23 protein-coding genes are annotated in these 25204 nt (G+C 70.2%); 11 read left to right on the top strand and 12 right to left on the bottom strand.

Features of this window, described 5'->3' with window-relative positions; all coding sequences use genetic code 11:
• The first annotated feature begins 132 nt into the window (after nt 1-132).
• On the top strand, nt 133-591 hold the full coding sequence (locus ABT171_RS09495; protein ID WP_351241563.1) for a hypothetical protein: 459 nt from the start codon (nt 133-135) through the stop codon (nt 589-591).
• 158 nt (nt 592-749) lie between these two features.
• On the opposite strand, the gene ABT171_RS09490 is transcribed toward ABT171_RS09495, so the two are convergent.
• On the bottom strand, nt 750-1604 hold the full coding sequence (locus ABT171_RS09490; protein ID WP_351241561.1) for an alpha/beta fold hydrolase: 855 nt from the start codon (nt 1602-1604) through the stop codon (nt 750-752).
• Nucleotides 1601-2254 (bottom strand): CatB-related O-acetyltransferase, encoded by a 654-nt coding sequence (locus ABT171_RS09485; protein WP_351241559.1) that lies wholly within the window; start codon nt 2252-2254, stop codon nt 1601-1603. The genes ABT171_RS09490 and ABT171_RS09485 overlap by 4 nt, the downstream gene beginning before the upstream one ends.
• Before the next feature lie 114 nt (nt 2255-2368).
• Between ABT171_RS09485 and ABT171_RS09480 the strand changes: the two genes are divergently transcribed.
• From ABT171_RS09480 to ABT171_RS09465, 3 genes are all read left to right on the top strand, one after another.
• Nucleotides 2369-2998, top strand: a complete 630-nt coding sequence (locus ABT171_RS09480; protein ID WP_351241557.1) for a TetR/AcrR family transcriptional regulator — start codon at nt 2369-2371, stop codon at nt 2996-2998.
• Nucleotides 2999-3237: 239 nt separating this feature from the next.
• Entirely contained in the window at nt 3238-4140 is a 903-nt protein-coding gene (locus ABT171_RS09470; protein WP_351241555.1) for an FG-GAP repeat domain-containing protein, read from the top strand.
• A gap of 213 nt (nt 4141-4353) precedes the next feature.
• A complete protein-coding gene (locus tag ABT171_RS09465; protein ID WP_351241553.1) occupies nt 4354-5016 on the top strand; it encodes a hypothetical protein in 663 nt (220 codons plus the stop codon).
• A 314-nt stretch (nt 5017-5330) separates the two neighbouring features.
• Here the strand turns inward: ABT171_RS09465 and ABT171_RS09460 are convergent, their stop codons facing one another.
• Together ABT171_RS09460 and ABT171_RS09455 are read right to left on the bottom strand one after the other, a co-directional pair.
• Nucleotides 5331-7028 carry a DEAD/DEAH box helicase gene (locus ABT171_RS09460; protein ID WP_351241551.1) on the bottom strand — a complete coding sequence of 566 codons (1698 nt, stop codon included), beginning with the start codon at nt 7026-7028 and terminating at the stop codon, nt 5331-5333.
• Nucleotides 7029-7115: 87 nt separating this feature from the next.
• The gene (locus ABT171_RS09455; RefSeq protein WP_031161015.1) at nt 7116-7319 is read right to left on the bottom strand and encodes a cold-shock protein; all 204 of its coding nucleotides are present in this window, start codon (nt 7317-7319) and stop codon (nt 7116-7118) included.
• Nucleotides 7320-7539: 220 nt separating this feature from the next.
• Here ABT171_RS09455 and ABT171_RS09450 point away from each other — a divergent pair, with 220 nt between their 5' ends.
• A complete protein-coding gene (locus tag ABT171_RS09450) occupies nt 7540-10326 on the top strand; it encodes a SpoIIE family protein phosphatase (RefSeq protein WP_503074574.1) in 2787 nt (928 codons plus the stop codon).
• A 91-nt stretch (nt 10327-10417) separates the two neighbouring features.
• Here the strand turns inward: ABT171_RS09450 and ABT171_RS09445 are convergent, their stop codons facing one another.
• The 5 genes from ABT171_RS09445 to ABT171_RS09425 form a co-directional block, all read right to left on the bottom strand.
• Nucleotides 10418-12142, bottom strand: coding sequence for an acyl-CoA dehydrogenase family protein (locus ABT171_RS09445; RefSeq protein WP_351241547.1), 1725 nt, complete (start codon nt 12140-12142; stop codon nt 10418-10420).
• 85 nt (nt 12143-12227) lie between these two features.
• On the bottom strand, nt 12228-12812 hold the full coding sequence (locus ABT171_RS09440; protein ID WP_351241545.1) for a PadR family transcriptional regulator: 585 nt from the start codon (nt 12810-12812) through the stop codon (nt 12228-12230).
• Nucleotides 12813-12934: 122 nt separating this feature from the next.
• Nucleotides 12935-14275, bottom strand: a complete 1341-nt coding sequence (locus ABT171_RS09435; RefSeq protein WP_351241543.1) for an alpha/beta hydrolase family protein — start codon at nt 14273-14275, stop codon at nt 12935-12937.
• Between the two features lie 122 nt (nt 14276-14397).
• A complete protein-coding gene (locus ABT171_RS09430; protein ID WP_351241541.1) occupies nt 14398-14961 on the bottom strand; it encodes an ArsR/SmtB family transcription factor in 564 nt (187 codons plus the stop codon).
• A gap of 112 nt (nt 14962-15073) precedes the next feature.
• Nucleotides 15074-15958 (bottom strand): alkaline phosphatase family protein, encoded by an 885-nt coding sequence (locus ABT171_RS09425; protein WP_351241539.1) that lies wholly within the window; start codon nt 15956-15958, stop codon nt 15074-15076.
• 249 nt (nt 15959-16207) lie between these two features.
• Between ABT171_RS09425 and ABT171_RS09420 the strand changes: the two genes are divergently transcribed.
• Nucleotides 16208-16759: a hypothetical protein gene (locus ABT171_RS09420; protein WP_351241537.1), complete on the top strand. Its 552-nt coding sequence runs from the start codon at nt 16208-16210 to the stop codon at nt 16757-16759.
• A 100-nt stretch (nt 16760-16859) separates the two neighbouring features.
• Here the strand turns inward: ABT171_RS09420 and ABT171_RS09415 are convergent, their stop codons facing one another.
• The 3 genes from ABT171_RS09415 to ABT171_RS09405 all read right to left on the bottom strand — a co-directional run bounded on the left by ABT171_RS09415 (nt 16860) and on the right by ABT171_RS09405 (nt 20759).
• Entirely contained in the window at nt 16860-17288 is a 429-nt protein-coding gene (locus ABT171_RS09415) for a hypothetical protein (protein WP_351241535.1), read from the bottom strand.
• A gap of 226 nt (nt 17289-17514) precedes the next feature.
• The gene (locus ABT171_RS09410; protein ID WP_351241533.1) at nt 17515-18147 is read right to left on the bottom strand and encodes a transglycosylase family protein; all 633 of its coding nucleotides are present in this window, start codon (nt 18145-18147) and stop codon (nt 17515-17517) included.
• Between the two features lie 494 nt (nt 18148-18641).
• Nucleotides 18642-20759 (bottom strand): hypothetical protein, encoded by a 2118-nt coding sequence (locus ABT171_RS09405; protein ID WP_351241531.1) that lies wholly within the window; start codon nt 20757-20759, stop codon nt 18642-18644.
• A gap of 160 nt (nt 20760-20919) precedes the next feature.
• Between ABT171_RS09405 and ABT171_RS09400 the strand changes: the two genes are divergently transcribed.
• The 5 genes from ABT171_RS09400 (at nt 20920) to ABT171_RS09380 (ending at nt 25110) form a co-directional block, all read left to right on the top strand.
• The gene (locus ABT171_RS09400) at nt 20920-21402 is read left to right on the top strand and encodes a hypothetical protein (RefSeq protein WP_351241529.1); all 483 of its coding nucleotides are present in this window, start codon (nt 20920-20922) and stop codon (nt 21400-21402) included.
• 361 nt (nt 21403-21763) lie between these two features.
• The gene (locus ABT171_RS09395; RefSeq protein ID WP_351241527.1) at nt 21764-22702 is read left to right on the top strand and encodes a DUF8017 domain-containing protein; all 939 of its coding nucleotides are present in this window, start codon (nt 21764-21766) and stop codon (nt 22700-22702) included.
• 227 nt (nt 22703-22929) lie between these two features.
• On the top strand, nt 22930-23223 hold the full coding sequence (locus ABT171_RS09390) for a hypothetical protein (RefSeq protein WP_351241525.1): 294 nt from the start codon (nt 22930-22932) through the stop codon (nt 23221-23223).
• 220 nt (nt 23224-23443) lie between these two features.
• Nucleotides 23444-24409 carry a LysR family transcriptional regulator gene (locus ABT171_RS09385; RefSeq protein WP_351241523.1) on the top strand — a complete coding sequence of 322 codons (966 nt, stop codon included), beginning with the start codon at nt 23444-23446 and terminating at the stop codon, nt 24407-24409.
• Nucleotides 24410-24555: 146 nt separating this feature from the next.
• Nucleotides 24556-25110 (top strand): hypothetical protein, encoded by a 555-nt coding sequence (locus tag ABT171_RS09380; protein WP_351241521.1) that lies wholly within the window; start codon nt 24556-24558, stop codon nt 25108-25110.
• The last annotated feature ends 94 nt before the right edge of the window (nt 25111-25204 follow it).

The following is a 25204-nucleotide window of genomic DNA, read 5'->3' as shown; positions in this document are numbered from 1 at the left end:
GATCATGCCATCGGCCCACCCCCACAAGGCCAGCGGAGCCTGTATGGTCAGCCGCCGTCCCCGGGGGAACGAGCAGCCGGTAGATCTCGTACCGCACGCCTCCACGTTCCGCCCGAAGTAGCGTCAGGGTGCATGGTGTCTCTGTTCACGTTCTTCGGCCCGCCCGTGATCACTCTCCTCCTCTTCGCCGTTGGGACGTTCCCCTACTTCTTGTGGGCGGCCAGGAGGAAGCCCTCGCAGCCGGCCCGCTGGGCTGTGATCGGGACCGCGACAGCGATCGCCGCGTATGGGGCCGCCACCGTCTACGGGCTCGCCTTCACGCACCCGCTTGACGTGTGCGGGGACAAGACCGGCGCCGGCGTGTACATGGACGCGGGACGGGACTACGGCCTGACATCGGTGAGCGTGAACAGCTTTCCTCCGTCCATCACCTGCCACTGGACCAGCGGCCACAGCACCGAAATGGTGTGGTTCTGGGCCCCGCCCCTGCTGTACGCAGGGCTGGTCTGCTCCGTCATCTGCTCCGCCCTGCTTCTCGGCAACCGCCACAAGCGCCGTATGGGGCGTCATGACAAGGAGACTGACGCGTAGACGGGCTCTCGCTCGACTGCTCATGAGCGTGGTCATGGACCACAGCCATGGCCTCGGGCATGGCAGGAGCTTCTCGCTGGCGGCGCCACCGGCTGCACTTGGCGCTTGCGGTGCTGCGGGCCTACGACCCGATCGCGCAGGCGTGCCCGAGACCGCCGTCACGTCCCGGACGGCTCCGTGAACTCCCGGATCAGCTTGCCGACCCGGGCCGGCTCGTCGAGGTGGACCATGTGTCCGGCCGACTCCAGTCTGACCACGCGGACGTGACCCGGCAACGCCGCGAGCTCCCGTCCGATGCCGCGTACCAGTGCCTCGTTCAACTCCCTGATGTGCTGCGGGAGGTGGTCGAAGTCCGGCGCGCGCCCGCCGACGACCAGCAAGGCCGGGATGCGCAGTCCGCGGACCTCGGCGAACAGGTCATAGCCTTCCAACGGGGCCATCAGCGCGGATAGTTCATCGGGCAGAGGGCGTCCTTCGGAGCGCCGTGCGCGCGCCACCTCGTGCTCCGGGTCCCACCCGAAGCGCTCGGCCATCGCCCGTGCCCGCGCCTCTAGCTGCCCGGGCTCCGTCGCAGCCGGGGCACCGGCAAAGAGAGCGATCTGCTCGGCTCGGCGCTCCCGCACCTCCTGGGGCGTCAGCCCGGGGTACAGCGTGGGCACCCCGCCGCCGAAGCCGTCCAGGTCCACCACGCCGGCACAGTCCCTCGACACCGCGTACCGCACGGCGATCATGCCGCCCAGCGAGTGCCCGACCAGCCAGGGCCTGCGCAGCCCTAGTCCGCGAGTCACGGCATCCACGTCGGCCAGGTGGTCCTCCCACGCGTACGTGGACGCCGGTGCCGAACGCCCGTGCCCGCGCAGGTCCATGGCGACCAGCCGCACGCCGGGCAGGTGAGGCCGGACGGGCTCCCAGTCGAGTGCCGTGCGGTTGGCGCCGTGCAGGAGCAGTACATCAGGGCCTTCCCCGCCGTGGTCGAGGACGGCGGTGCCGTCGATCCGCTTCTCCACCGTCATAGGGCGGCCTCCTTCGCGATCCGCTCGATCTCGGCGGGCGTGCCCGCCATGATGGTGCGCACGTGCTCGGTGACCAGTTCCACCGGCCAGTCCCACCACGCCGCCCCGAGCAGCCGCTCGATGTCGGCGTCCTCATAGCGGCGCCGGATCGTGCGGGCGGGGTTGCCACCGACCACGGTGTACGGCTCGACGTCGGCGGTGACCACCGCGCCTGCCGCGACGATCGCGCCGTCCCCGATCCGTACACCGGGCATGATCAGCGCCTGGTAGCCGATCCAGACGTCGTTCCCGATCACGGTGTCGCCCCGGCTGGGTACGCCGGTGACCAGGTCGAGGGTCCGTTCCGTCCAGGTGCCGCCGAACATGGTGAAGGGGAAGGTGGAGACGCCCATGGTGGGGTGGGCGGCGCCCGCCATCAGGAAGCGGGTGCCGGCGGCGATCGCGCAGTACTTGCCGATCACCAGCCGCTCGGGCCCGTAGCCGTAGAGCACGTTGCGGCGTTCGAACTCCGTCGCGCCGTCGGGGTCGTCGTAGTAGGTGTACTCGCCGACCTCGATCCGCGCGTCAGTGACCAGCGGGCGGAGCAGGACCACCCGGTTGTGCTCGGGCAGCGGGTGCAGGGCCTCGGGGCTCGGGATCGATGCGGTCATGTGGCGTCCTTTCCTTGACTGCCATTACTTCCCTACCTAAAGCAACCGGAGTCGCGTTAGTATCCTTGCAGTACGCCCACCCGTACGCAAGCCTTAAAGCGACTGGAGTTGACTTTGCCTGAGAAGTCACAGGCCACGAGGGCAGGGACCAGGCCCGGCGGGCGAAGTGCCCGGGTCCGCGCGGCCGTGGTCGCCGCGACCCTCGCCGAACTCGCCGAGAAGGGGTACGACCAGCTCACGGTCGAGGCGATCTGCCACCGCGCCGACGTCAACAAGTCGACGGTGTACCGGCGCTGGGGCGGCGTCGACGGCCTGATCGCCGACGCACTCGCGCTCTCCGCCGACCAGCCCTGGCCGATCCCCGACACCGGGAACGTGGACGAGGACATCCAACTGATCGCCCAAGAGGTGTACGCCACCTTCACCGACCCCGACCTGCGCACCGCGCCGACCGCCCTGATCGGCGCGGCCCTCCGCTCCGACCTCGGCGCGGCGGCGCTCAGCGCCTTCTTCACCGCCCGCCACCAGCAGGCCGCCGAAGTCGTGACCCGCGCCGTGGAACAGGGTCAACTCCCTGACGGGATCGACCCGGTAGAGCTGATCCGGGCCGCCACCGCCCCGCTCTACCACCGCCTCTTCATCACCGGCGAACCCCTCGACGAGCGGGCCCCCCACCGCGCAGCCGCCGCCGCCCTGCTCGCCGCCCGCGCCGGCCTGTTCAACAGGGCAGAGGCAGAACCCTGATCGGCGAGGTGGATCTTGCAGGTCAGGCTGCCCTGTGAGCGTCCGAGACCCTCGTCGGGGCGCGGTGCTGCCGGGGCGTGCGCCTTTCCTCCACGGTGCCATCCGGGCGGAATTGGGAATTCCGTACCCCCACCGCAAAACCACTGGGACAGAGGTGCAAAGATCCGGACAATGATGCGGGCGCCCTCACACCTATGCAGCGCGCGCCGCCTGGTTCCTCGTACCTCATGGAGTCGTACATGACCCAGCCTTCCCGGCGTGCACGTGCCCTGTCGCGTCTCGTCACCTCGGCGATCGCCGTCGCCCTGGTCGGCGTCACCGCCGGCACCGCCCTGGCCGACGCCCCTGCGACGACCGGTCCGGCGAAGAACCTCGCCCGGAGTGCCGCCGTGGGCGGGCAGCACAAGCCCACACCCGCCGCGCCGTCCTTCTTCCTCTCCGGGATCCTGCCGTCGGGCCAGATGTACGTCTACATGGCCGACGGGGAGGGCGGCTTCGAGGACCGGTCGGGTGCGTACGTCTGGCCGCACTTCAGGTACGGGGTGTCGGTCGACCCCGATCTGACCGGTTACCAGGACGGTGCGTACCACGTCATGGACGACGGCACGCTGAATCTCTGGCGCCACGATCGCCTCAAGAAGGTGGCCACCGGCTGGGGGCAGTACGACGCCGTCTTCTCCCCCGGCACCCTGGGCGGCGCCAAGCACCCCGACCTGCTGGCCCGCGACAAGCAGGGCGTCCTGTGGCGCCTGCAGACGAAGGCGGACGGCTCACTGGCACCGCGTGTCAAGGTGGGCCCCGGCTGGAACCAGTTCACCCAGATCGCCGGCCAGGGCGACCTGACCGGCGACAGCAAGCCTGACATCGTCGCCCGCGACAAGCAGGGCGTCCTGTGGCTGTACAAGGGCACGGGTGATCTGCGCAAGCCGTTCGCGTCCCGGGTGAGGGTGGGTTCCGGCTGGAACCAGTTCAACAAGCTGGTGGCCACGGGCGATGTCGACGGCGACGGCCACAGCGACCTCCTCGCCCGCGACCCCAAGGGCAACCTGTGGCTGTACAAGGGGACGGGCAGGACGGCCGCGCCCTTCACGTCCCGAGTCAAGGTCGGCACCGGCTTCAACCAGTACCGCGAACTCTTCTGACGCCCTCTCAGCTGTGCCGGTGGCGTGGGCCCAGCACACCGGCCTTGTGGTTCAGCGCGCCTGCGCTGCGGCGGTCCTCGGCACCCCGGGCGCCTTCGGCGGACAGGCGGGTGCCCACCCCTGGGCAGCCCGGCCGGCCCGTCTCCGCATGAATGGGCCAATGACACCGGGCCTTAGGATCCCTTGATGATCACTTACCAGGGGAGATCGGCAATGAAGAAGAAATGGGGGATTCCGGCCGCCGCCGTAGCGGTCGGCGTGCTCGCAACGGGCTGCGGTGGCACGAAGGACGCCCTGCCGCAGGCACAACAGCTCGCCGCCGACACCGGAGCACGGTACAAGGCGGTCCGCGTGCCCGCACTGGACGGCATGACCTGCGACAAGGGCAACGGAGGCTTCGACTTCGGCAGCGACTTGGACATGCTGGTCGCCGGCGACGACGGCCTGCCGCGCATCAAGCAGGAATCCGGGGAAGACCAGGTCTCCTGCTTCGGCGCGACGCGCATCACCCTCAGCAAGGGCGGGATGCGGGCGACCGTACCGAACCTCACCGCCCGGACGACGTTGTACGAGAAGGTCGCGGACCCCGCCGCTTCGCTGGACAAGGTCTTCTCCCACACCATGCACCTGGAGAAGGGCTACGGCCGGAACCCTGTGGGCCGGCCCAAGTCCTTCACCACCAAGGACCTGGTGCTGAAGTGCCAGCAGAACGTCAGCGACACCTTCCCCATGACGACCTGTTTCTGGGCCGATTACGGAGCGATCGGCGTCGTCGACTTCTTCCCGCCGGACGGCAAGCACGTACCGATCGACGAAGCGGCCGCACAGACGCACAAGTTCGCCGTGGGCGCTCTCTCGGCCACCGGCACCTCCTGACACCTCAGCGGACGACCGCCAGGAGATGCACCGTGCCGAACGGCTCGACGGCCGCCGCGGCAACGTGGCCGACAGCGTGCGGACCTGGCGGTGCCGGTTCGCCGAGTAGTGTCCGGCCGGGCCGCCCCGCTGCGTTCACGCCTCTGCAGCGGGCACGTCACCGTGTCGGCCCGCCAACCGCCCGCCGCGAGAGGCGCGGCCACTGTCACGCCGGTCGTGGCCGAAGCCGGCCGGTGAGGCCCGTGACATCGCCTGGGGCATCGCCGCGTTCGGGGCCGGCTCCGCCGTGCGACGGCGGCCGGCCCAGGACAGGCTCAGGCCCTGGCAGTACCAGTCCGGCCGCCGGTCCCGGCAGCGCCGCCCGTGTCGCCGCCGGCCGCCGCCCGTCGGCCGGATCCGCGGGCGGCCTTGCCGGAGGCCCCGGCGCCGGACGGGCGGTCGGAGCTGCGGCCGCCCGCTCCGACGGCACCGCCGCCCGTGCGCCCGCCGGATCCCGCGCGGCGGGCAGAACCGCGTCCGCCGGTTGCGGAGGTGCCGCCTGACGCTGTCGCCCCGGGAGCGGTGCGGCGGTCGGAGGCCCGGCCCGCCGTCCTGGCGGCGGCGCCTGTCGCCGCTTCGTCCCCGCCGCCGTTTCGGCGCCGGCGGCCGGATCGCCGCGCCGGCTTCGTGCCGGCCTTCCGGTCCGAACCGGATCCCGACGGTGTCGCCGGCTGGGGGACCTCGACGGTGACGGGCACGCCGGACGGCTCGCGGGCGCCGGTGATGGTGGCCAGTTCCGCGTCGCTCGACTTGATGCGGGCCGTTCGGGGGCGGATGCCCGCGTCCGACATGAGCCGGGTGACGTCCCGTTTCTGGTCGGGCAGGACCAGAGTGACCACGCTGCCGGAGCCGCCGGCGCGGGCCGTGCGTCCGCCCCGGTGGAGGTAGTCCTTGTGGTCGGTGGGCGGATCGACGTTCACGACCAGGTCGAGGTCCTCGATGTGTATGCCCCGGGCCGCGACGTTCGTCGCCACCAGCGCGGTGACCTGGCCGTTCTTGAACTGTTCCAGGGTGCGGTTGCGCTGCGGCTGGGAACGGCCCCCGTGCAGTGCCGCCGCGCGGACCCCTACGGCCAGGAGCCGCTTGGCGAGACGGTCGGCGGACCTCTTGGTGTCGAGGAACAGGATGACCCGGCCGTCACGGGCGGCGATGCGCGTGGTGACCGACTTCTTGTCGGTCTCGTCCTGGAGGTGCAGCACGTGGTGCTCCATGGTGGTCACCGCGCCCGCGGACGGGTCCACGGAGTGCACCACGGGGTCGGTCAGGAACTGCTGCACCAGACGGTCGATGTTGCGGTCCAGGGTGGCCGAGAACAGCATGCGCTGTCCGTCCTGCCGTACTTGGCGGATCAGCTTGGTGATCTGCGGCAGGAAGCCCATGTCGGTCATCTGGTCCGCTTCGTCCAGCACGGTGATGCGTACCTGGTCGAGCACACAGTCCCCGCGTTCCACGAGGTCGTTGAGCCTGCCGGGAGTCGCCACGAGCACCTCGGCGCCGCGCCGGAGCGCTGCGGCCTGCTTGGTGACGGACAGCCCGCCGACCACGGTGGCCAGCCGGAGGTTGACCGCCGTCGCGTAGGGGGTCAGCGCGTCGGTCACCTGCTGGGCGAGTTCACGGGTGGGCACCAGCACGAGGGCGAGGGGTGCCTTGGGCTCCGCGCGCAGTCCGGCCGTGCGGGCCAGCAGCGCGAGCCCGAACGCGAGGGTCTTGCCGGAGCCGGTGCGGCCCCGCCCCAGCAGATCACGGCCGGCGAGCGAGTTGGGCAGCGTGGCGGCCTGGATGGGGAAGGGCGTGGTCACGCCCTGCGCGGTGAGGGTCTTCAGCAGTCCCGCGGGCATGTCCAGACCGGCGAAGTCCTCGACAGCGGGAAGTGCGGGTGTCGTACCTTCCGGCAGCCGGAATTCCGTCGACGACGACGCGGACGGTCGGGGGGACGAGGCGCGCCGGTTCGACTTCTGGGGCCTACGGGACATGCGGTTGTCTGCCTTCCTGGAAACAGCACAAACCGGGGTCCGCACCATGACGGTGCGGACCCCGGAGAGCGGATACGCGTCCGGCGATCAGGCGGGGACGATGTTCTCCGCCTGCGGGCCCTTCTGGCCCTGCGTGACGTCGAAGGAGACCCGCTGGCCCTCCTGGAGCTCACGGAAGCCCTGGGTCGCGATGTTGGAGTAGTGGGCGAAGACGTCGGGACCGCCGCCGTCCTGCGCGATGAAGCCGAAACCCTTTTCGGCGTTGAACCACTTCACGGTTCCCTGTGCCATGACCTTCTCCGTTCTGTAGGCAGAGGCCCCATCCGGAGATGCCGGAAACAAAATAATGCGCCCGAAGGAGAAACATTCCCGTCAGGCGCACATACGTTCATGGGTACCACAACTGCAACTCCAAAACCTTAGCACAGCCGACAGCTCAGGCTGTGACCAGACGGGAACGCCGCGGTCGTACCGCTCGCCGACCACGGAGGCCCAGTGCTAGAAAAGGGGCATGAGCGGACGTTTCCGCAGGCCATGGGCCGGAGCGGCGCCGCCACCCGGCACACGGCGGTCACGGGGTGCCTTCCGTCGGCCAGGGCCCGGTCCGTCCGGCCGGCGCCGCATGTCACCCTCCATGAGCGTCCGCACCCTTGCCGCGCAGGTCTTTCTGCTCCAGGCGCTGGTCGTGCTCGTCCTGGTCGCGGTGGCGGCCGCGGCCCTGGTCGTGCAGGGCCGGTACGACGGCGAGCGCAATGCGCGGAACCGTTCGCTGGCCGCGGCGGAAGCCTTCGCGCACGCGCCCGGCACAGCGTCGGCTCTCCTGTCACCGGATCCCACGGCACGGCTTCAGGCGGCGGCGGAGCAGGCGAGAAAGGGCTCCGGCGTCGACTTCATCAGCGTCCTGGACAAGCACGGGGTCCGGCTCACCGACCCCGACCCCGCCCTGATCGGCACGAAAGCACAGGGTGTCGGCCGGGCCGCCGCGGGAGAGACGTTCACGGAGACGTTCCACGGCCGGCCGGCCGACGCCGTGCGCGCGGTCGTGCCCGTGATGGATCCGAGCAGGCGTGTGGTGGGGATGGTCAGCGCCGGCATCGAGTACGCCACGCTGGGCCATGTGCTGAACGAGCAGCTGCCGATGCTGCTGGGTGCGGCAGCGGCAGCCCTCGCGCTGGCGACCGTCGGCACGGCTCTGGTCAGCCGCCGGCTGCGCAGGCAGACCCGTGGGCTCGGTCCGGCCGAGATGACGCGGATGTACGAGCATCACGACGCCGTGCTGCACGCGGTGCGCGAGGGAGTCCTGATCGTCGGCGGCGACGGGCGCCTGCTGCTCTCCAACGACGAGGCACGGCGACTGCTGGGCCTTCCCGAGGACGTCGAGCAGCGGCCGGTGTCGGATCTCGACCTGGCGCCCGCGCTGAAGCGGTTGCTGCTGTCGGGGCAGGCCGCCTCCGATGAGGTGGTCCCGGCGGGTGACCGGCTGCTGGCCGTGAACATCCGGCTCACCGCGCCGTTCGGCGAGGTGCCCGGTCTGGTCGCCACCTTCCGCGACACCACGGAGCTGACAGCCCTGTCCGGCCAGGCCGAGGTCGCCCGTGGACGCCTTTCCTTCCTGTACGAGGCGGGTGTGCGGATCGGCACCACGCTCGACGTGCGCCGTACGGCGGAGGAGCTCTCCGAGGTGGCGGTCCCCCGACTGGCCGACTTCGTCACCGTGGAACTCCTGGAGTCCGTCCTGCGCGGGGACGAGCCGACAGGAGCCGTGCACCGGATGCGCCGCACCGCGCTCAGCGAAGCGCGGACCGGGCATCCCCTGCAGCCGGTGGGAGACGTGATCCGGTTCGTCATGGCCGACACCCCGATGGTGGCGGCACTCAATCGCGGCAAGGCCGTACTGGTGCCGGACCTGCGCACCGCTGAGGACTGGCGGGCGCAGGACCCGCAGGGCGCTCGGCAGGCGCTGGACTACGGCATCCAGTCCCTGATCACCGTGCCGGTACGAGCACGCGGGGTGGTCCTCGGCATGGCCAACTTCTGGCGGGCCGCGGACACACCCCGGTTCGAGGAGGAGGACGTCGCCGTGGCCGAAGAGCTCGTGGCCCGTGCCGCCGTCGCCATCGACAACGCGCGCCGGTACGGCCGTGAGCACGCGATGGCCGTGACACTGCAGAGCAGTCTGCTGCCCCGGGGCCTGCCCGAACAGGACGCGCTGGACATCGCCTCGCGCTATCTGCCGGCGGAGTCCGGCGTCGGCGGCGACTGGTTCGACGTCATTCCCCTGCCCGGTTTCCGCGTCGCACTGGTCGTCGGTGACATCGTGGGACACGGGCTGCAGGCCGCGGTGACCATGGGACGGCTGCGGACGGCCGTGCTGAACTTCTCCTCACTGGACCTGGCCCCGGACGAGCTGCTGGGCCATCTCGACGAGATGGTGACCCGGCTGGACGCCCAGACGGCGCACACCGACGACGACCGTGCTCCGCTCACCGGCGCCACCTGTCTCTACGCCGTCTACGACCCCGTCGGGGGGCGTTGCGCCTTCGCCCGCGCCGGGCATCTCGCACCCGCGGTGGTGTCTCCCGAGGGCGGGGTGACCTTTCCCGAGCTGCCGCTGTCTCCGCCGCTGGGAGTGGGCGGGCATCCCTTCGAGGCAGGCGAACTGGACCTCGTCGAGGGCAGCCGCCTGGTGCTGTTCACCGACGGCCTGATCGAGAACCGTGGCCGGGACATCGACGAGGGCCTGGAGATGCTCCGCGCCGCCATCGCCCACGCGGGTGGGACACCGGAGGAGATCTGCGGCGCCCTGGTGGAGACCATGTTGCCCGAGCATCCCGGCGACGACGTGGCGCTGCTGGTGGCCGGGACCCGGCTGCTCGCCCCGTCCTGCGTCGCGACCTGGGACGTACCGTTCGACGTGACGGCCGTGTCCCCGATACGTGACCAGGTGGGCCGGCAACTCACCGACTGGGGGCTGGAGGACCAGGCGTTCGCCACGGAACTCATCGTCAGCGAGCTCCTCACGAACGCGGTCCGCTACGGCGCCCCGCCCGTACGCGTCAGAATGCTGCTGGGCCGCGCCCTCGTGTGCGAGGTGTCGGACGGCAGCAACACATCGCCCCGGCTCCGGCGGGCGGCCACCACCGACGAAGGAGGGCGGGGCCTGTTCCTCGTCTCCCAGTTCGCGGACGGCTGGGGCACGCGCTACGCCGCGCAGGGAAAGGTGATCTGGGCCGAACGGAAACTGGGCCGCGCCTCGGTACCGGACATGTCCGCGCTCTTCGACGACATGGCCTTCTGAGGCCGCTCGGCGCTGCAGCGCGGAGAACACCCGGGGGCTGCACCTGGACCGGACCGGGTGCCGGGCCTGCACGGCCCGGCACCCGGCGCCGCTACGGAGCCGTCTCGTACGCGCCGGACAGCGCCTCGACCCGCTGCCAGACCCGCTCCGTGCGTGCCTGGTCGACGACCGGCCGCCGGACCGAACCCAGCGCCCAGCCCTGCTGCTGTTCGGTCGCCGAGTCCTTGCCGTGCAGTTCGACGGCGTGCGCGGAGAAGTCCCGCACGAGGACGGCGAAGAGTTCGTCGAGCACGTCCTCGTCGAGTCCGGTCAGGGCGACCTGCTCCAGGACGAGCTGCCCGTGCACGACGAGGGCGAAGAGCTGGCCGACCGCGAGGACCAGGTCGAGGTCGCGGCTCTGCTCCGCGTCGGGGGCGGCCGTGGCGACGAACGCGCAGAGCGCGTCGGCCTGTTCGCGGAAACGGCTCACGTTGGGCAGGTGCGCGTACGCGTCGAAGGCGGGACGCCAGTCGTGGAAGCGCACCGCGCCGAGGCCGCGAGCCGGGCCCTGCCGGAACAGGAAGTCGTCGTCGGCCGCGTCGAGGCGGGTCGGCACGGCGGGGTACTCGGCCGGGTCGAGGAGGTGGCTGCGCATGAACTTCAGGATCAGCGCCAGGTTGACGTGGACCGTGCCTTCGAGCTTCGGCAGGCCGCGGATCTCCACGGCCGCCTGGCCGAAGTAGTTGTCCTTCTCGAAGCCCTTGGCCGCGATGACGTCCCACATCAGGTCGATGACCTTCTCACCCTCCGTGGTCACCTTCATCTTCGTCATCGGGTTGAAGAGCAGGTAACGCCGGTCGTCCGGACCGGCGGAGCGGAAGTAGTCGACAGCACGGTCGCTGAACAACTTCATGCCGACGAGCCTGACGTACGCGTCGGTCAGCTCGCGCCGCACGTGCGGGAAGCTGGTGACGGGACGGCCGTAGAGGATGCGGTTGTGGGCGTGGGTGACGGCCTCGTACATCGCGTGTTCGCAGATGCCGATCGAGGCGGTACACAGGTTGAACTTGCCGACGTTGACGGTGTTGAGGGCGGCGTCGAAGGCGGCGCGGCCGGTGTGCAGGACGTCCTCGGCCGCTACGGGATAGTCCTCCAGCCGGAACTCGCTGACGAACTTGGAGGAGTCGACGACGTTCTTGACCAGGTGATAGGCCGGGTGCCGGCTGTCGGCGGCGAAGAAGACGTAGCCGTCCGGGCCCTCGACGTCGGTGCGGCGGCCGAAGACGGAGACGAGTCCGGCGGCGTTGCCGTTGCCGATGTAGTACTTGGATCCGGTGGCGCGGAAGCCGCCGTCGCCGTCGGGCGTGAGCAGCATGTCGGTGGAGTAGATGTCGGCGCCGTGGGCCTTCTCGGACAGGCCGAACGCGAACACCTCTCCCTGGGCGAGGAGTTCGGCGGCGCGAGCGCGGGCGGCGGCGTTGTCGCTCTGCCAGACCGGGCCGAGGCCGAGGATCGTGACCTGCCAGGCGTACCAGTAGTCGAGGCCGTAGAAGCCCAGGATCTCGTTGAGCGCGGCGATCCGGGCGGTGTCCCACCGCTTGTCCGGTTCCCCCTCCCCCGCGGCGGACGACGGCGTCAGGAAGGTGGCGAAGAGGTTCTCCTTCGCCGCGAAGGCGAGGAAGTCGCCGAGCCACGCGCGGGTCCGGTAGTCCTCGATCAGCCGCTCCTTCCCGCGCTCCTCGAACCAGTCGACGGTGGCACGCAGCAAGCGGCGCGTCTCCGGGTCGAAGTGCGCGGGGTCGTAGGTGCGCGGGTTGAACAGCAGCTGGTCAGCCATGGGAAGGACGCCTTTCGGCTGGTGGACGGGTGGGACAGGGAGAGATCTGACGGCGGGCGGGTCGGAGCGGGAGGAGCGGCGGCAGCTACGGCAGCGATCGGCGGCCCGGGCGGAACCGGGCCAGCGTGGCGAGCACGTCGTCCAGCCAGTCGATCATCATCCGCTCGTACGCGATGCCGCCGCGCAGTACGACGTGCTGGAGCTCTCGCTCCGCGTCGAGCGGCGCCTTCGGACCGGCCGTGCCTGCCTCGGGCCCCGTGAAGTCCCGCGCCTCTCCGGTGAGATAGTGCGCCAGGCGGTCCTGGTGCGCCTGCCGGTGCCGCTCCACCTCGCGGATCAGGGCGGTCGGGTCGTCGAAGGCGGCGCCCCGGATCTTCACGGCCAGGTCGTGGCGGACGCTCTCCGGCTCGATGGGATCGTGCAACCAGGAGGAGAGTGCGGCCCGGCCGAGGTCGGCGACGGAGTACTCCTTCTTGTCCGGGCGGCCCTGCTGCGGTACGTCCCGGACGTCGACCCAGCCGTCGTTCTCCATGCGCTTGAGCACGCGGTAGATCTGTTGGTGGGTCGCGGTCCAGAAGTAGCCGATGGACCGCTCGAATCGCCGGGCCAGCTCGTAGCCGGATCCTGGCTTCTCCAGAAGCGACACGAGGATCGCGTGTTCGAGCGCCATGCCCCAGATCCTCCTATGCAACTTGTTGCATAGCAAGCGTCGCCCGCCCCGATGCGACGCGGCTCACCCCCGACACGAGGTGAGCGAACGGCCGGCGCCCTGTCGGACAGGGGCGGTGGCCGTCACGCGGCAACACCCCACCACACCGCCCACGGTACGAACCCGACCGCGGCCAGCCCGAGCGGAGCCAGGCGCAGCCAGACCGCCCGGCTCGGCGCCGGCTGCCGGCGCCGGAGTGCGGCGGCCGAGACGCAGGCGGACACCACCACGGCGACGGCGAGCCCCTGCACCACCAGCCACAAGGCCGGACGGCCCCACACCACGGGCTCCGCCGCACCGTCGCCCACCACGAAGACGGCGAACGGGCAGGTCACCGTCGCCGCGACCGCCAGCAGGCCGAGCCCGGCCAGCCATCGCACCGGGCGCAGGACCGGTCCCCGGCGCAGCAGCGCACTCATCGGATAGGCGGCGAAGCCGAGGAGCAGCAGCGCCGGGGCGAGCCAGGGGTACCAGGCGTGGTCCGGTACGGGGGTGGTGGCGAGTGTCTGCCCGGGTGCGGGGGCGGCGCTCGACGCCGGTGGGCGGCCGGCGGCAACGGCCCGCACCCATGAGGTCATGGTCTGTGCACAGCGCGGGGCCAGCTCGCCCAGCTTCTTGCCGTGGAAAAGCGGGCCCCCGATCCGGTCGAAGCCGTCCGACGTGCGGTGTCCGTTGTGCGCCCCGTCGGCGACGAAGCCGATGACGGCGTGGCGGTTGCCCGCGCGGGCCAGGGCCGCACGGAAGATCCGTGCGCTCTCCTGGGGCGGCACCTGCCTGTCGTGATCGCCCCACAGCGCCAGCACCGGCGTTCGGCGGAGCCGCTCCAACACCGGCAAGGGGTCGTAGCCGGCCGCGGGGAACAACCCGGTTGAAGCCATGAGTTGGGCGGTCGGGCCGGCCACGGTGCGGCGGAACGGTGCGCCCACCCCTTGGTGGTGCAGATGCGTGGCGAGGTTCCAGGCCTGGGTACGCAGCGGGTCGTAGCCGGAACCGCCGATGGTGACGACGAAGGCGACGTCGGTCGAGCGCGACGCGGCCAGCGGCGCCACCCAACCCCCCTCGCTGAACCCCCACAGCCCGACGTGGCGCGGGTCCACCCCGCTCCTGGACCGCAGCAACCGCACTCCGGCGAGCGCGTCGTCGGCCAGCAGGCCGAAGTCTCGATGGAACCTGGAGTAGCCGACGGTTCGCTTGTCGTAGACGAGCGTGGTGATCCCGGCTCGGGCGAACGCCTCGGCCTCCTGCCGGTACTCCTCCCGGGGACCGGAGCCCGAGCCGCCGACGAGTACGATGCCGGGTCCCGGGCCGGGCGCTGCGCCCTTGCTGAGGACGGCGCCGTGCAGGACGAGCCCACCGCCGCCCCGGAAGGTGACCTCCTGGCGGACCAGCCCGTCCCCGTCGGCGTACGCCACGGGCGCGGCCAACAGGAGCAGGGCGCCCGCCAGCACCCCCGATAAAACGGCCAGTACGGCGCGTATCGGTGACGCGGGCGTAGCCGAGAACAGCACGGCGTGCGTCCCCCTTCGTTGTCGGTCGGACCGCGCGGTCAGTCGGTCTCGGGAATTCCGAGCAGCCGGACGAGTACCGTCCGCGCCTCGGGTGCGTCCCCTCGCTCCGGGGCCGAGTACCGGTGCAGGAGCGCGACGTACTCCTCGAAGAACGCGCGGAGTTGGCCGGGGTCGACCCGGAGTGTGGCGCGCGAGAAGAGGGCCGCGTCGGCCCAGGGCCCGAGCGTGGCGCGGGCCTCCTCGAACCGCCGGGCGGAGTCGACCAGTTCGGCGAGGCTGAGCCGATGCATCTCGGTGAGCGCCTCGCGCATCTCCGGCGTCTGCCGGCTGTACGGCGGGAACCGCCGGTCCCCCGGCACCGCCCGCCACCACCGCTCCCGCCCCTTCGCCAGCTCCGGGACCTCCTCGACGAAGCCGTGCTTGGCCAGCTGTCGCAGGTGGTAACTGACCAGGCCCGTACTCTCACCCAACTCGCGTGCCAGCGCGGCGGAGTTGGCCGGTCCCCGGCGCAGGCATCGCTCGATCTTCTGCCGCATCGGGTGCGCGAAGGCGCGCAGGGCCTCGACATCGGTGATCTCTTGGGCAGGCGGTTGTTCGGCCATGGCGCCGGGCTACGAGTTGCAAAGGGAGTTTGCAAAGATGCCTTGCAACAGTGGGGCACCCCGGACCCGGTACGGCGTGACCGCCGCCTCCGGGGAGGCGGCGGCCCAGACGCTAGTTCCAGATGCCGGAGATGTCGGAGGCGCCGGCCGCGGCCCCGGCGTGGGTCGTCAGCCCGGCCAGGTCCTCAAGGGTGCGCAGCGTGTCGTAGTGGTTGTAGTGCGTCGAGCTGGAGCTGCCCGGCGCGACATGTGCACCGTAGAACACGGTGGCGATGTGGTTGCTGTGCGAGCTGTCGTCCTCGTCGAAGGTGACGGCCAGGATGCTGTTGTGTGTCTGGGCCCAGGTGGCGTAGGCACCGAGGTTGTTCTGCAGCCACGTGTCGCCCGTCGTGACGGAGCAGTCGTGCATGTCGTCGCACAGGTTCGGGATGACGAACGAGACCTTCGGCAGGGTCGTGTAGTCCGTCGGGAACTGCGCGAACGTGTGCGCCGTGTTCAGCGCGACATTGCTGAAGGCGAACCAGGGGTTGTGCTTCCGGGCGTATTTGGTGGCGGAGTTGGTGCACACCGTGGAGCCCGCGGAGGGCAGACCCTCGTTGTAGCTGCCCCAGGTCTTGCCGGCGGCGACCAGCTCGGATCCGAGGTTCGCGGCGCTGCTGAACTGCGGGGTGTAGCAGTTGTCGTTGGTGATGCCCTGGTTGTTGCCGGAGAACAGGTCCAGGTAGTTCGGCTGGCTGGGGTGGGTGATGGCGAACGAGTTGGTGAGGTTCCCGCCGCCGGCCTTCAGCGTGTTGTTCAGGTACGGGGCGCTCGTGCTGCCGATGACCTGTTCGTAGGAGTGGTTCTCGAACACCACCACGACCACGTGGTCGGGGGCGGGAAGAGCGGCGGCCTGCGCAGCCGGCGCGGCGACCCACACCCCGACGAGGGCGGCGGGGAGTGCGGGGACGAGGGAGAACGCCCGGCGCGAGCGCTTGATGCGGGACAGCAAGGACACGGTGGGCCTCCTGTGTGAGCGGTGAGCGGGGAGGTTCTCCACTGATCAGGTCCTTTCTGATCAGGCGGTAGGAGACTAGAGCCGCACGGTCGGAGCCTTCAGGTGACTGGCAGTGAAAGCACGCCGAACAGACGTCGTCCGCCGGGGGCTCATCCATCCCCTGTGTTCACCCTCCAGAGGGTTGTGGATGCCGCGTGAGGGCGAACCGGGCGCGCACTATGATCTCCGCTCCGGCGAGGAGGACGTCACATGGCATTTCAGGAACACGTGGAACGGGCAGCCCGCGAGGCCGTCGCAGCGTTCCCGGCAGACAGCGGGATCTACGCGGTGACATTCCGCGTGGACAGCGTCGATCAGGATCCACGGTTTCCGTACCTGGCGATCGGCTACACGACCGAGGCCGATGCCAGCACGTCGCAACAGGAAGCATCGGACGCCTGGGAAGCACGCTGGAGCTACGCGTTCTTCCCGAAGACGGGGCTCGACGGGGTGACGACCGTGGGATGCGACCCGGACGCCACCGAGTTGCACCGGCAGGAGGCGAAGTCCCGAGGTCTGTGGTACGAGGACGACGAAGAGCCTGACGGCCGCCACGAGAAGCTGGTCGAGTGGTTCTACGACGTGTGCGTCGCAGCCGCCCGGCACCTCCACGACAGCGGCCGGATCATCCAGACACTGGGGCGACCGGTCCCGGTGATCCTCTACGACATGTTCGCCCCGGACGCGATGTTCAGGCTGACCTCGCAGGCCAATCCGGCGGAGCTGGTCGCCGAGTTCCTGAGCGAGGACGTACCCGAGTGACCGTCAGAGAGTGAGCAGGCGGAAGAGCACCATTGTCAGCGGCGCCGTGACAGCTCGCAGGGAGGTGCGCCCCGTCCGCGGTGACGGGGCGCAGGCACGTTCACAGAACGGCGACGGTCCTCTCGTGGGCGTAGCTGAACCCGTCGTTGTCGAAGTAGAAGACGGTGACCCTGACCTTGTCTCCCTTGGCAAAGGGCGAGGCCTGGCCGGGGTGCATGGTCACCTGGGTGAGGTGGTCGTGGGCGTCACAGACCAGCTTGTTCTTCTTGACGGTGCCGGCGGCGATGCGTTCGCCATGGGTGCCCGTGCCGAGCGTCCTGGCGTTGGCCACGAGCTCGTGGTCCATGCCCGGGTCGCAGGAGTAGGTGACCTTCACCTGTATGTTCGGCTTCTGCAACGACACCTTGTCGATGGTCAGCACGTTGGCCTTCGCCACTGCCGACGGGGCAGCCGCGAGAACGCCGGCCGTGACCATCAGGGCCGTGGCCGCGGTCCCGGCAAGGCGTCGCCAGGTACGGGGTGACTTCATCGGCTTTCTTCCTTCCCCCCTGAGCGGTCACCCTTGGTCCGAGGCGTGGAGAGGTCTCCAACTGGGCGGGTGACTGCACCAGTTGATCGATACTGACCTGGATCCTATGTGGTCCCGGACGGAAGCCGATGCTGCACCCCGCTCGCGGCGTGCCGTGTCGTCGACCAGGTGGTTCGGCCGCCAGACATGGACGAGCCGAGCAGCGGCACGCCGACGAGCCGCCGTGCTAGCCGGCGGACGGCAGAATGAGCCGCTGCCCCGGGCAGATCACGTCCGGGTCGGGGCCGATGACGTTGCGGTTGGCGTCGTACAGCCGCTGCCAGCCGCCGGCGACGTCGGCCTGCCGCGCGACGCCGGACAGGGTGTCGCCGTAGTGCACGGTGTACACCGTGCCGGTGCGTCCGTCGGCGCCGCCACGCGAGCGGGGCACGGCCCGCCCCGGATGGGCGTGGCGCACGACCGGCTCGCGCTGCCCCCCGCCCCGCGTGAGGTGCGCGCGCACGGAGCAGACCGGCCACGCTCCCGGCCCCTGCCGGGCGAGCACCGCTTCCGCCACCGTGATCTGCTCCGCCCGGCTCGCCAGATCGGCCCGCGAGGCGTACGCGGTGCCCCCGTACGCCACCCACGTCGGCTGGGTGAACTGCAGCCCGCCGTAGTTGCCGTTGCCGGTGTTGCTGCTCCAGTCGCCGCCGCTCTCGCAGCCGGCGACCCGGTCCCAGACGGTGCCGGACGCCGCCGCGCCGGTACCCGGGGCGAGAAGCGGCAGGACGATGCCGAAGCCGCCGATGGTCAGTGCCGTGCGCAGCGACGACAGGAGTCGTGGGGGCGTGGTACGGCGGTGCCGCGGTCGTGCGGTCATGGGCCTTCCTCTCCACTGCGGATCCCCGCCCACCGGTGGCCCCGGCGGGCTGTAGGCAGTACGGCAGCGGCGGCCGGCCGCTGACAAGGCGCGAGGAGTTCACGCATGGTCATGCGCCGCTCAGTGCCACCCTCCACCTTCCTGACGCTCCGTCAGTTTTCTTGGGTGCGGGCATGCAAGTAGGCACGGGCGCGGGGAAGCTGAGCCGCTCCCGCTCCAGACGGCCGGCCCCTTCGAGGACACGCCGCAGGAGCAGCGCACATCCACGGCCGGTGCGGGAGCGCACCGGCCGCGTGCGGCGGCCGCAACAGCGCCGACACAGCGCCCGGCACCGCGCGAAGGGGCGGCCAGGCGCACCCGACCACCCGCCGCGCGATGATCCGCGTCTTGGGCGGAACAAGGGGATGGACTACAGGGCTCCGACCGTCGACCGGGCAGCACCGCTCGGAGCGAGGGTGTGACGTCCCACGAGGTTCGGGGCGAGGCTGATCGCGTTACCGTCCTGGCGGCAACGAGTCCAGGTCGGTCCGCTCCCAGCCCGCCGAGACCAGCGTGTCCGCTGCGCCGGCATCGCCCAGCGCCAGCGCGGCCGCGGCCCTGGCTTCCGGATGGGGATCAGCGGCGGCGAGTGCCCGCAGCAGCTCGCCGGTCCTTTCGTCCCGCTCCGGCAGCGCCGCGGCGAGGAGTGCGCCTGCCGTGCGGGTGGCGGGATCTTCCTCCTCCATCATGTCGGGGAGTACGGGCGAGAGTCCCGCGAGCATCTCGCGCGCGACCGTGTGCCAGTGCCCCTCGCCCCCCTCCGCGGCCTTGATGATGCGCAGCGCCAGGCCGAGCACCCGGCGCCGGACGTGACAGTGGGGTGCGCCCACTCCGACCGCCGCGCCGATCTGCGTCAGGTACAGGAGGGCCACTACCGCAGCCGAGCACAGCCCGTTGCTCGGGGCGAGGAGCAGGTCCAGCTCGGCCATCGCGTGCCGCGCGTCGTCGGCGTCCCACGACAGCAGCTTCGCGAGGCGCCGGGGGACCACCTCCGGGTCGCTGTCCGTCACGCACTCCGCGTTCTCGAAGGAGACCACCCGCAGCATGAGCTCGCGGGCCGGCCAGAGCGCGTCGGCGTCGAGCTGGACGACAGCGTGTCCGCTCGGACCACCGACCGTCAGACGCAGCTCCTGGTCCAGTTGCACTCCGGTGATGCCGGGGCCGAGGTCGATGTCGGCACGTTCGCCCGACGCGATGTCCCACAGCGCCACCACGTCGTCGCGCCAGCATGCGGCGAGGACCGTTCCGTTGGCGGTGTCGGACAGGGCCAGCCCGGTGAGCGCCGGGCGCTGACGCGCCACCTCAAGCGGCCCTTCGCCGGATTCCGGCGTCCACAGGTACAGCGTTCCGTCGCGATGCCCGCTCGCGATCAGCGGCCCCTCGTCCGGAAGTTCGATGCAGGCCAGGGCGGTTACGGGTCCAGCCTGCGGGTTGGCGAGGACCGGGTCGGCGTCGCTGTCCAGCCGGCGCACGCGCAGGGTGCCGTCCTGGTCGCCGGCGACGGCGAGCGTTCCGGACACGGTCCAGGGGCCGTCGCCGCTCGCCGAGGACTCGGCGCTACCGGACTCTTTGGGCTCCGTGGATGCCGAAAGCACCGTCCAGCGGCCGCTCTGGTCCGTGTCACCGGCGCGCAACGCGATCGGCTTCGGGGCTTCCTCCACCGAACTGGGCGTCCGTATCCGCCCGGACCAGTCGAGTCCCATGCGGGCGCCCAGCGTCTTCAGCGCCTCCGGGGTACGTCCGTGAACGATCAACTCGAAGTCGCCGTACCCGGTGTCGTGGTACACGAGTGCGTCGGGCGCGCCGTACACGGTGATGTGCTGGCCGAGTTCACGCCACGGCTGGAAGCCCAGCGTGGGCAGTTCCTCCTTGACCCACGCCACGATCCGTTCGGTGTCGTCGTCGCCGTACACCGTCCAGCCGTAGTGCGAGGGCAGCCGCTGGACGGCGAGTTGCAGGAAGAACTCGGAAACGGACCCCGCCTGGAGTACCCATCCCTCCTCGGAGTCGGAGACCAGCACCCGTGGGTCCGGCAGACCTGCCTCGGCCGCCGGATACCCCCACTCGTTGCAGTACTCGTACTCGGCCTGGAACACGCAGACCCGGCGGTCGGCACCGGCGGGCACGAGGGTCGTGTCGTCGGGCAGCCCGCCCGCGACACCGTATCCTCCGGGGTCGGGTCGCACTGTGGGCGGGTACTCGGGGTTCGTCCAGTACAGGCGCGGGCTGTGCGTGAAGGAGTTGTACGGCAGCTCCCACCACTCGTCCAGCGCGGCCGGGATCGGCAGGCTCAGGTCCACGCTCTCGAACGGATCGTCGCCTTCCTCGTCCGCCGCCTCGCCCTTCAGCCGGCGCAGGTACTGCCGGTGCTCGCTCTCGGACCAGCGTTGCCACGGCACGGCGTCCTCGGGGACCTCGTAGCCCCACTCCTCCTGGAAGCGGCGCAGCAGCTCCCACCGCGGTGCCGTGTCCGCGAGGTGTGCGGCGAACTCGTCCGGAGACATCCGGTCGCGCTCGTCCCACCGCGGCATCACGCTCTTGAGGCGTTCCGCGAACCGTCCATAGTCGATCATGCCACTCATCAGGGCCCAGCCTATGGCATGCCCTTGCCACAGAGATCGGTGGCGTCAACACGCCCGGAGAGTCGGCGGTTCGACCCCGGCGCCGTCGGCGAAGACGGACTCCTGATGTGATACCGACGACACACAAGAGTCGTATGAGGGAGGCGGAGTGATGGATGTCGAGCTGTTGCCCCATGTCGGAATCGCCTCGTTCCGGCTCGGCATGGAGTTCGACGACGCCATGACCGCAGCCAGGTCCTGGGGGCGCGTCGAGCACGCCCCTCAAGGGGGGCGCCCTCCGGGCAAGTACGTCGTCGTCAGCGACACATACGATGTCGAGCTCGTGCTCGTCTTCGAGTCGGAGGAGAAGGAAGTCCTGACCGGCATCGAAGTGTGGCGCTTCCACGACGAGGCCGCCGACATCCGGTTCCTCCTCGACGGCATCGACGTCTTCCGCACGCCTTCGGACGACCTGCCGGGGATGTTGCGGGAGCGGAGGCACGAAGTCGTCGAGAGCGACTACGGATTCGACGAGGTCACCGACCTCGCCATGCGCTTCTCGAACAGCAGCAGCTTCGACTGTCCCGTGGACGAGGAAGGCGACCCTCTGTACTACGACTGCGTTCTGCTCTTCGAGCCAGACGGCGAGCACTGACAGCACGCAACGCGCAGGGCGGCGCGGGGCGGGGTCGAGGAGAAGCCGGCGGCCGAGTCCCGGATGGCGAAGAGGTCGTCGGTCTGCCAGGTGATTTCGCGGACTCGGCTCGCTGAGGGCGGAGTGGTCGGGGAGCTGGGAGGTGGGGGCCAGGTCCCGGCGGGCCCTGCGTCGGCTGGGCCACGCCGCGTCCCGGAGGCCCCCCTTCCGGGCATCAGGAGCGGTGAGCCGGACCCACCCCCCGGCAGGCCGCGATCGCCAACTCCGGCGTCTCCTGCCGGAAGTGGCTGTCGTATCGTTACGGCCCATGTGGCCAGGAGAGCAGCCGTCGAGCGGCGGACAGAACCCGCAGCAGCCCCCGGTGGGAAGTCAGTCGAACCCGTACCAGCAGCCTGGGCCGCCGAACCCGTACCAACAGCCCGCCCCTCCCTACCAGCCGAACCCCTACCAGCAGCCGAACCCCTGGCAGACACCCACGCAGCCGGCCGCCGGCGCACCCGTGCCTCCACCGGCGGGTGGCGGCGGGAACCGGACCAGGCTCGTCGCCGCCATCGCCGCGGCAGCCGTCGTGCTTGCCGCCGGCGTCACCGGCTTCCTCGTGCTCGGCGGCCACGGGCACCACGACCCTGGCCCGAAGCCGGTCAACGCCGTGTCACCGTCGCGGAGTTCCACCAACCCCCGGGGAACCGACGCCTCCACCGCCACGATCAAGGGCTGGAAGGTCGTGACGAACCCGACCCAGGACATCGCATTCGATATCCCGCCCCAATGGGAGATCCAGTCCTCCGGCTGGGTCAGCTACGTCTCCAAGAACGGGGACCCGGACGACAAACCCCTCATCGCGATACGCAATGTGGCGATGCTGCAGAAGAAGTGGTGCTCCTCGGACGACAACCGGGACGGCACACTGGAGAACACCCCCCTGGCCCAGGTGGGCACAAGGGGCAACAACGGATACCGGGACACTCAGGACATCGCCGGCTCCGACCCGGAGACATGGGTGTACGGGGGATACGCCCAGCCGGACAAGAAGAAGGTGAAGACCGGCACCGTCGAACCGTTCACCACGCATTCCGGGCTCAAGGGCACTCTGGGCACCGCCTGGTCCGTGGGCGTGAAGAGTTCCAGCAAGTGCACCACGGACGGGAAGGCATGGGTCTTCGGTTTCAAGAACGCTGCGGGGGACCTGGTCTCCTGGTCGTTCTTCGGCGCCAGGAACGTGCCCGCCGAGGTACCGGACACGACCATTCGGAAAATCGCCGCCACGGTACGGCTGTACAAGGCACCGTCCGGCTCCTGATCCCCCACAACTGACCGCACGGGCCGACGAGGACGCCGGGACAGGGCCGCAGCGCCATCCGCAGCACTCATTTATTCACATGAGATGTGACATGGAGTCGCTCGCGATACAAGATCCAGAAGTCCGGCGCGCCGAGGGATGATTTCGGGCATTTCTCACTAATCTCCTTTTGCTGTAAGGAGTCGATCCTTCACTCACCAGATCCACCTCGCTTCACCGGAGATGACATGTACAAGCTTCGCAAGGCCGCCGTCCTGGTCGCTGCGCTCAGCAGCGTCGGAGTACTGACCGCCGGTACCGCCCACGCCGCAGGCTGGGGTCGGGGCGACGGCCACGGGGGCAGCCAATTCAGCGTCCAGCAGAGCACCCAGTGCAAGTCTCACGACCTGAACATCGATGTCCTCGGCGCGGTGGGCGTGCTCAACGGCGTGCTGGGCAACGGGCTCAACGGCGAGGGTGACGCGGGCAGCCAGAGCAGCCACCTCGGTTCGACGATGGGCTGCAGCAACAGCGCCTTCTAGGCGAGCCCTTGCGGTGACCAGAAAGTTCACAGGCGGTCAGCGAACGGCTGGCCGCCTGCTGGGCGGCCGGCCGCCGTGGCTGCAACTCGTCGACAGCGAGAGCCGCTTCCTGGCAAGGTTCCGCACCCATAGCATTTCTATGGCGTGTGACATTGCATATGAGCCAGGTTCGGCCCGGCCCCCTGCCGGAACGCTCCCGCTGCTCCCTACCATCCGCGCCATGGATCTAGAGGTACGGCACTTGCGAGTGATCTGCGCGATCGCGGAGGCCGGAAGTCTGACCCGTGCCGCCGCGTCGCTGTGCATGACGCAACCGGGGCTCAGCGCCCAACTGCGGCGCATCGAAGCCATGCTGGGCGGACCGATCTTCGACCGGGGGCAGGCCGGCGCCGTGCCCACCGCGCTGGGTGAGCTGGTGCTGCCGCGGGCGCGGGCGATCCTGCCGGGCATCGACGGCCTGCTCTCCGACACCGCCCGTGCCGCTCGCTGCGGGACGGCCCCCGGCTGCGTCCGCCTGGGGTCGGTGGGGGCTCCGTTGCTCGCCGATCTGGTCGTGGCGACAAGGGAGTTGATTCCCGGGGTGGATGTGAGGACACGGTGTCACTACTCGCCGTCGCCGCTGGTGGACGACCTCTCGGCGGGTCGTCTGGAGGCGGCGGTCCTCGGGGACAGCCCCGGGTATGAACTCGCGCCGCGCGAAGGGGTCGTGCTGCGGGCGGTGGTCACCGAACCCGTCTTCGCACTGCTGCCGTCCGCCCATCCGCTGGCCGGCCGCGAAGAGGTGAGCCTGGAGGAACTCATCGCGGAGGACTGGGCCATGCCACACCAGGACAGTGACCGCACCCGGGAGTACTGGGCGTCCGTCTTCTCCCGGACGGGCCGTCAGCCGCACACCCCCTATGAGGCGGAAGGCCGACAACTGATCGACATCGTACGGGCAGGCCTGGCCGTCAGTCTCTGTCAGGCCACCTTCATCGAGGTGCCGGGCGTCACCGTGCGTCCGCTCGCCGGCGATCCCTTGTGGTACCGCCACGTGCTCGGCCTGCGCCGCGACGGTCCGCTGGGAGCGCACGGTGACGAGATCGTGCGCAGGCTGGCCGCGGGCCATCTCGCCACCGGTGCGGCCGCACCGGCCTACGCACGGTGGCGCCGGCGCCGTCCGGAACCGCTGTGCCTGCCAGGGTGAGCCACCGCGCGGCGAGGAGCGGACTCACTGCCGGGTGCGCTCCATCTCGCCCTGCAGAAGGGTGCTGCTGCCGACGGCGATCCGGACTCCTCTGCTGGAGGGGGTGCTACGGTCGGTCAGGACCACACCGCATCGAGGATCAGCCTTTGACTCCGCATTCCCTGGCGTTCTACGTCGACGTCGTTACCACCGGCACCTTGCTCGGGGCAGGCCCCGCGGATTCTCCCGACCACGTCACCAAGGTCCTTGGGCCGGACTTCGCTGAGAACACCTTCGGCGACCGCAGCATGTGCCGTGACTACGGCCTCGCCGAGTTCTACTGGGAACGCGCCTCCGCCGACCATTCCTGGTCGGGACACCACTTCAAGCTGCAGGTGCACCGGCTAGCGTTCCGGGACCGCACCCTCGTCAACGACACGCTTCGCGCCCGTTACGGGCGGTTCACTCCGCGGCTTCGGTTCGAAAAGCTGCAACGTCTGCTGGTGAGGCGGGGCGTCGCTCTGCTGGAGGTCCCGGAAATCCCGGCGAACGCCCCGTATTTCCGCACTTTCTGGCAGCCCGATTCCAAGGTGGCCGTCTCCGTCATAGGCACCTACGGCGAGTACAGCACGCCGGACCATCTGCGGGTCGGCGACGTGTACAGCGTCCAGGCCCCGATGTCCGCCGATGAAGTGGAGTGGCGGAGGGCACGGGTCGCGTAGCGCAGGGACGGGCGGGGGGCTGGCCCATTGCGCACAGCTGCGGGCTCGGCCGTCATTGTTTGACCTGGCCACGGATCACACGCTGCACCGGGGT

Source organism: Streptomyces sp. NPDC001851 (assembly GCF_040297165.1).
Lineage (GTDB): Bacteria > Actinomycetota > Actinomycetes > Streptomycetales > Streptomycetaceae > Streptomyces.
The sequence above is the reverse complement of the archived record's forward strand: the minus strand, read 5'-3'. Positions and strand labels throughout refer to the sequence as shown.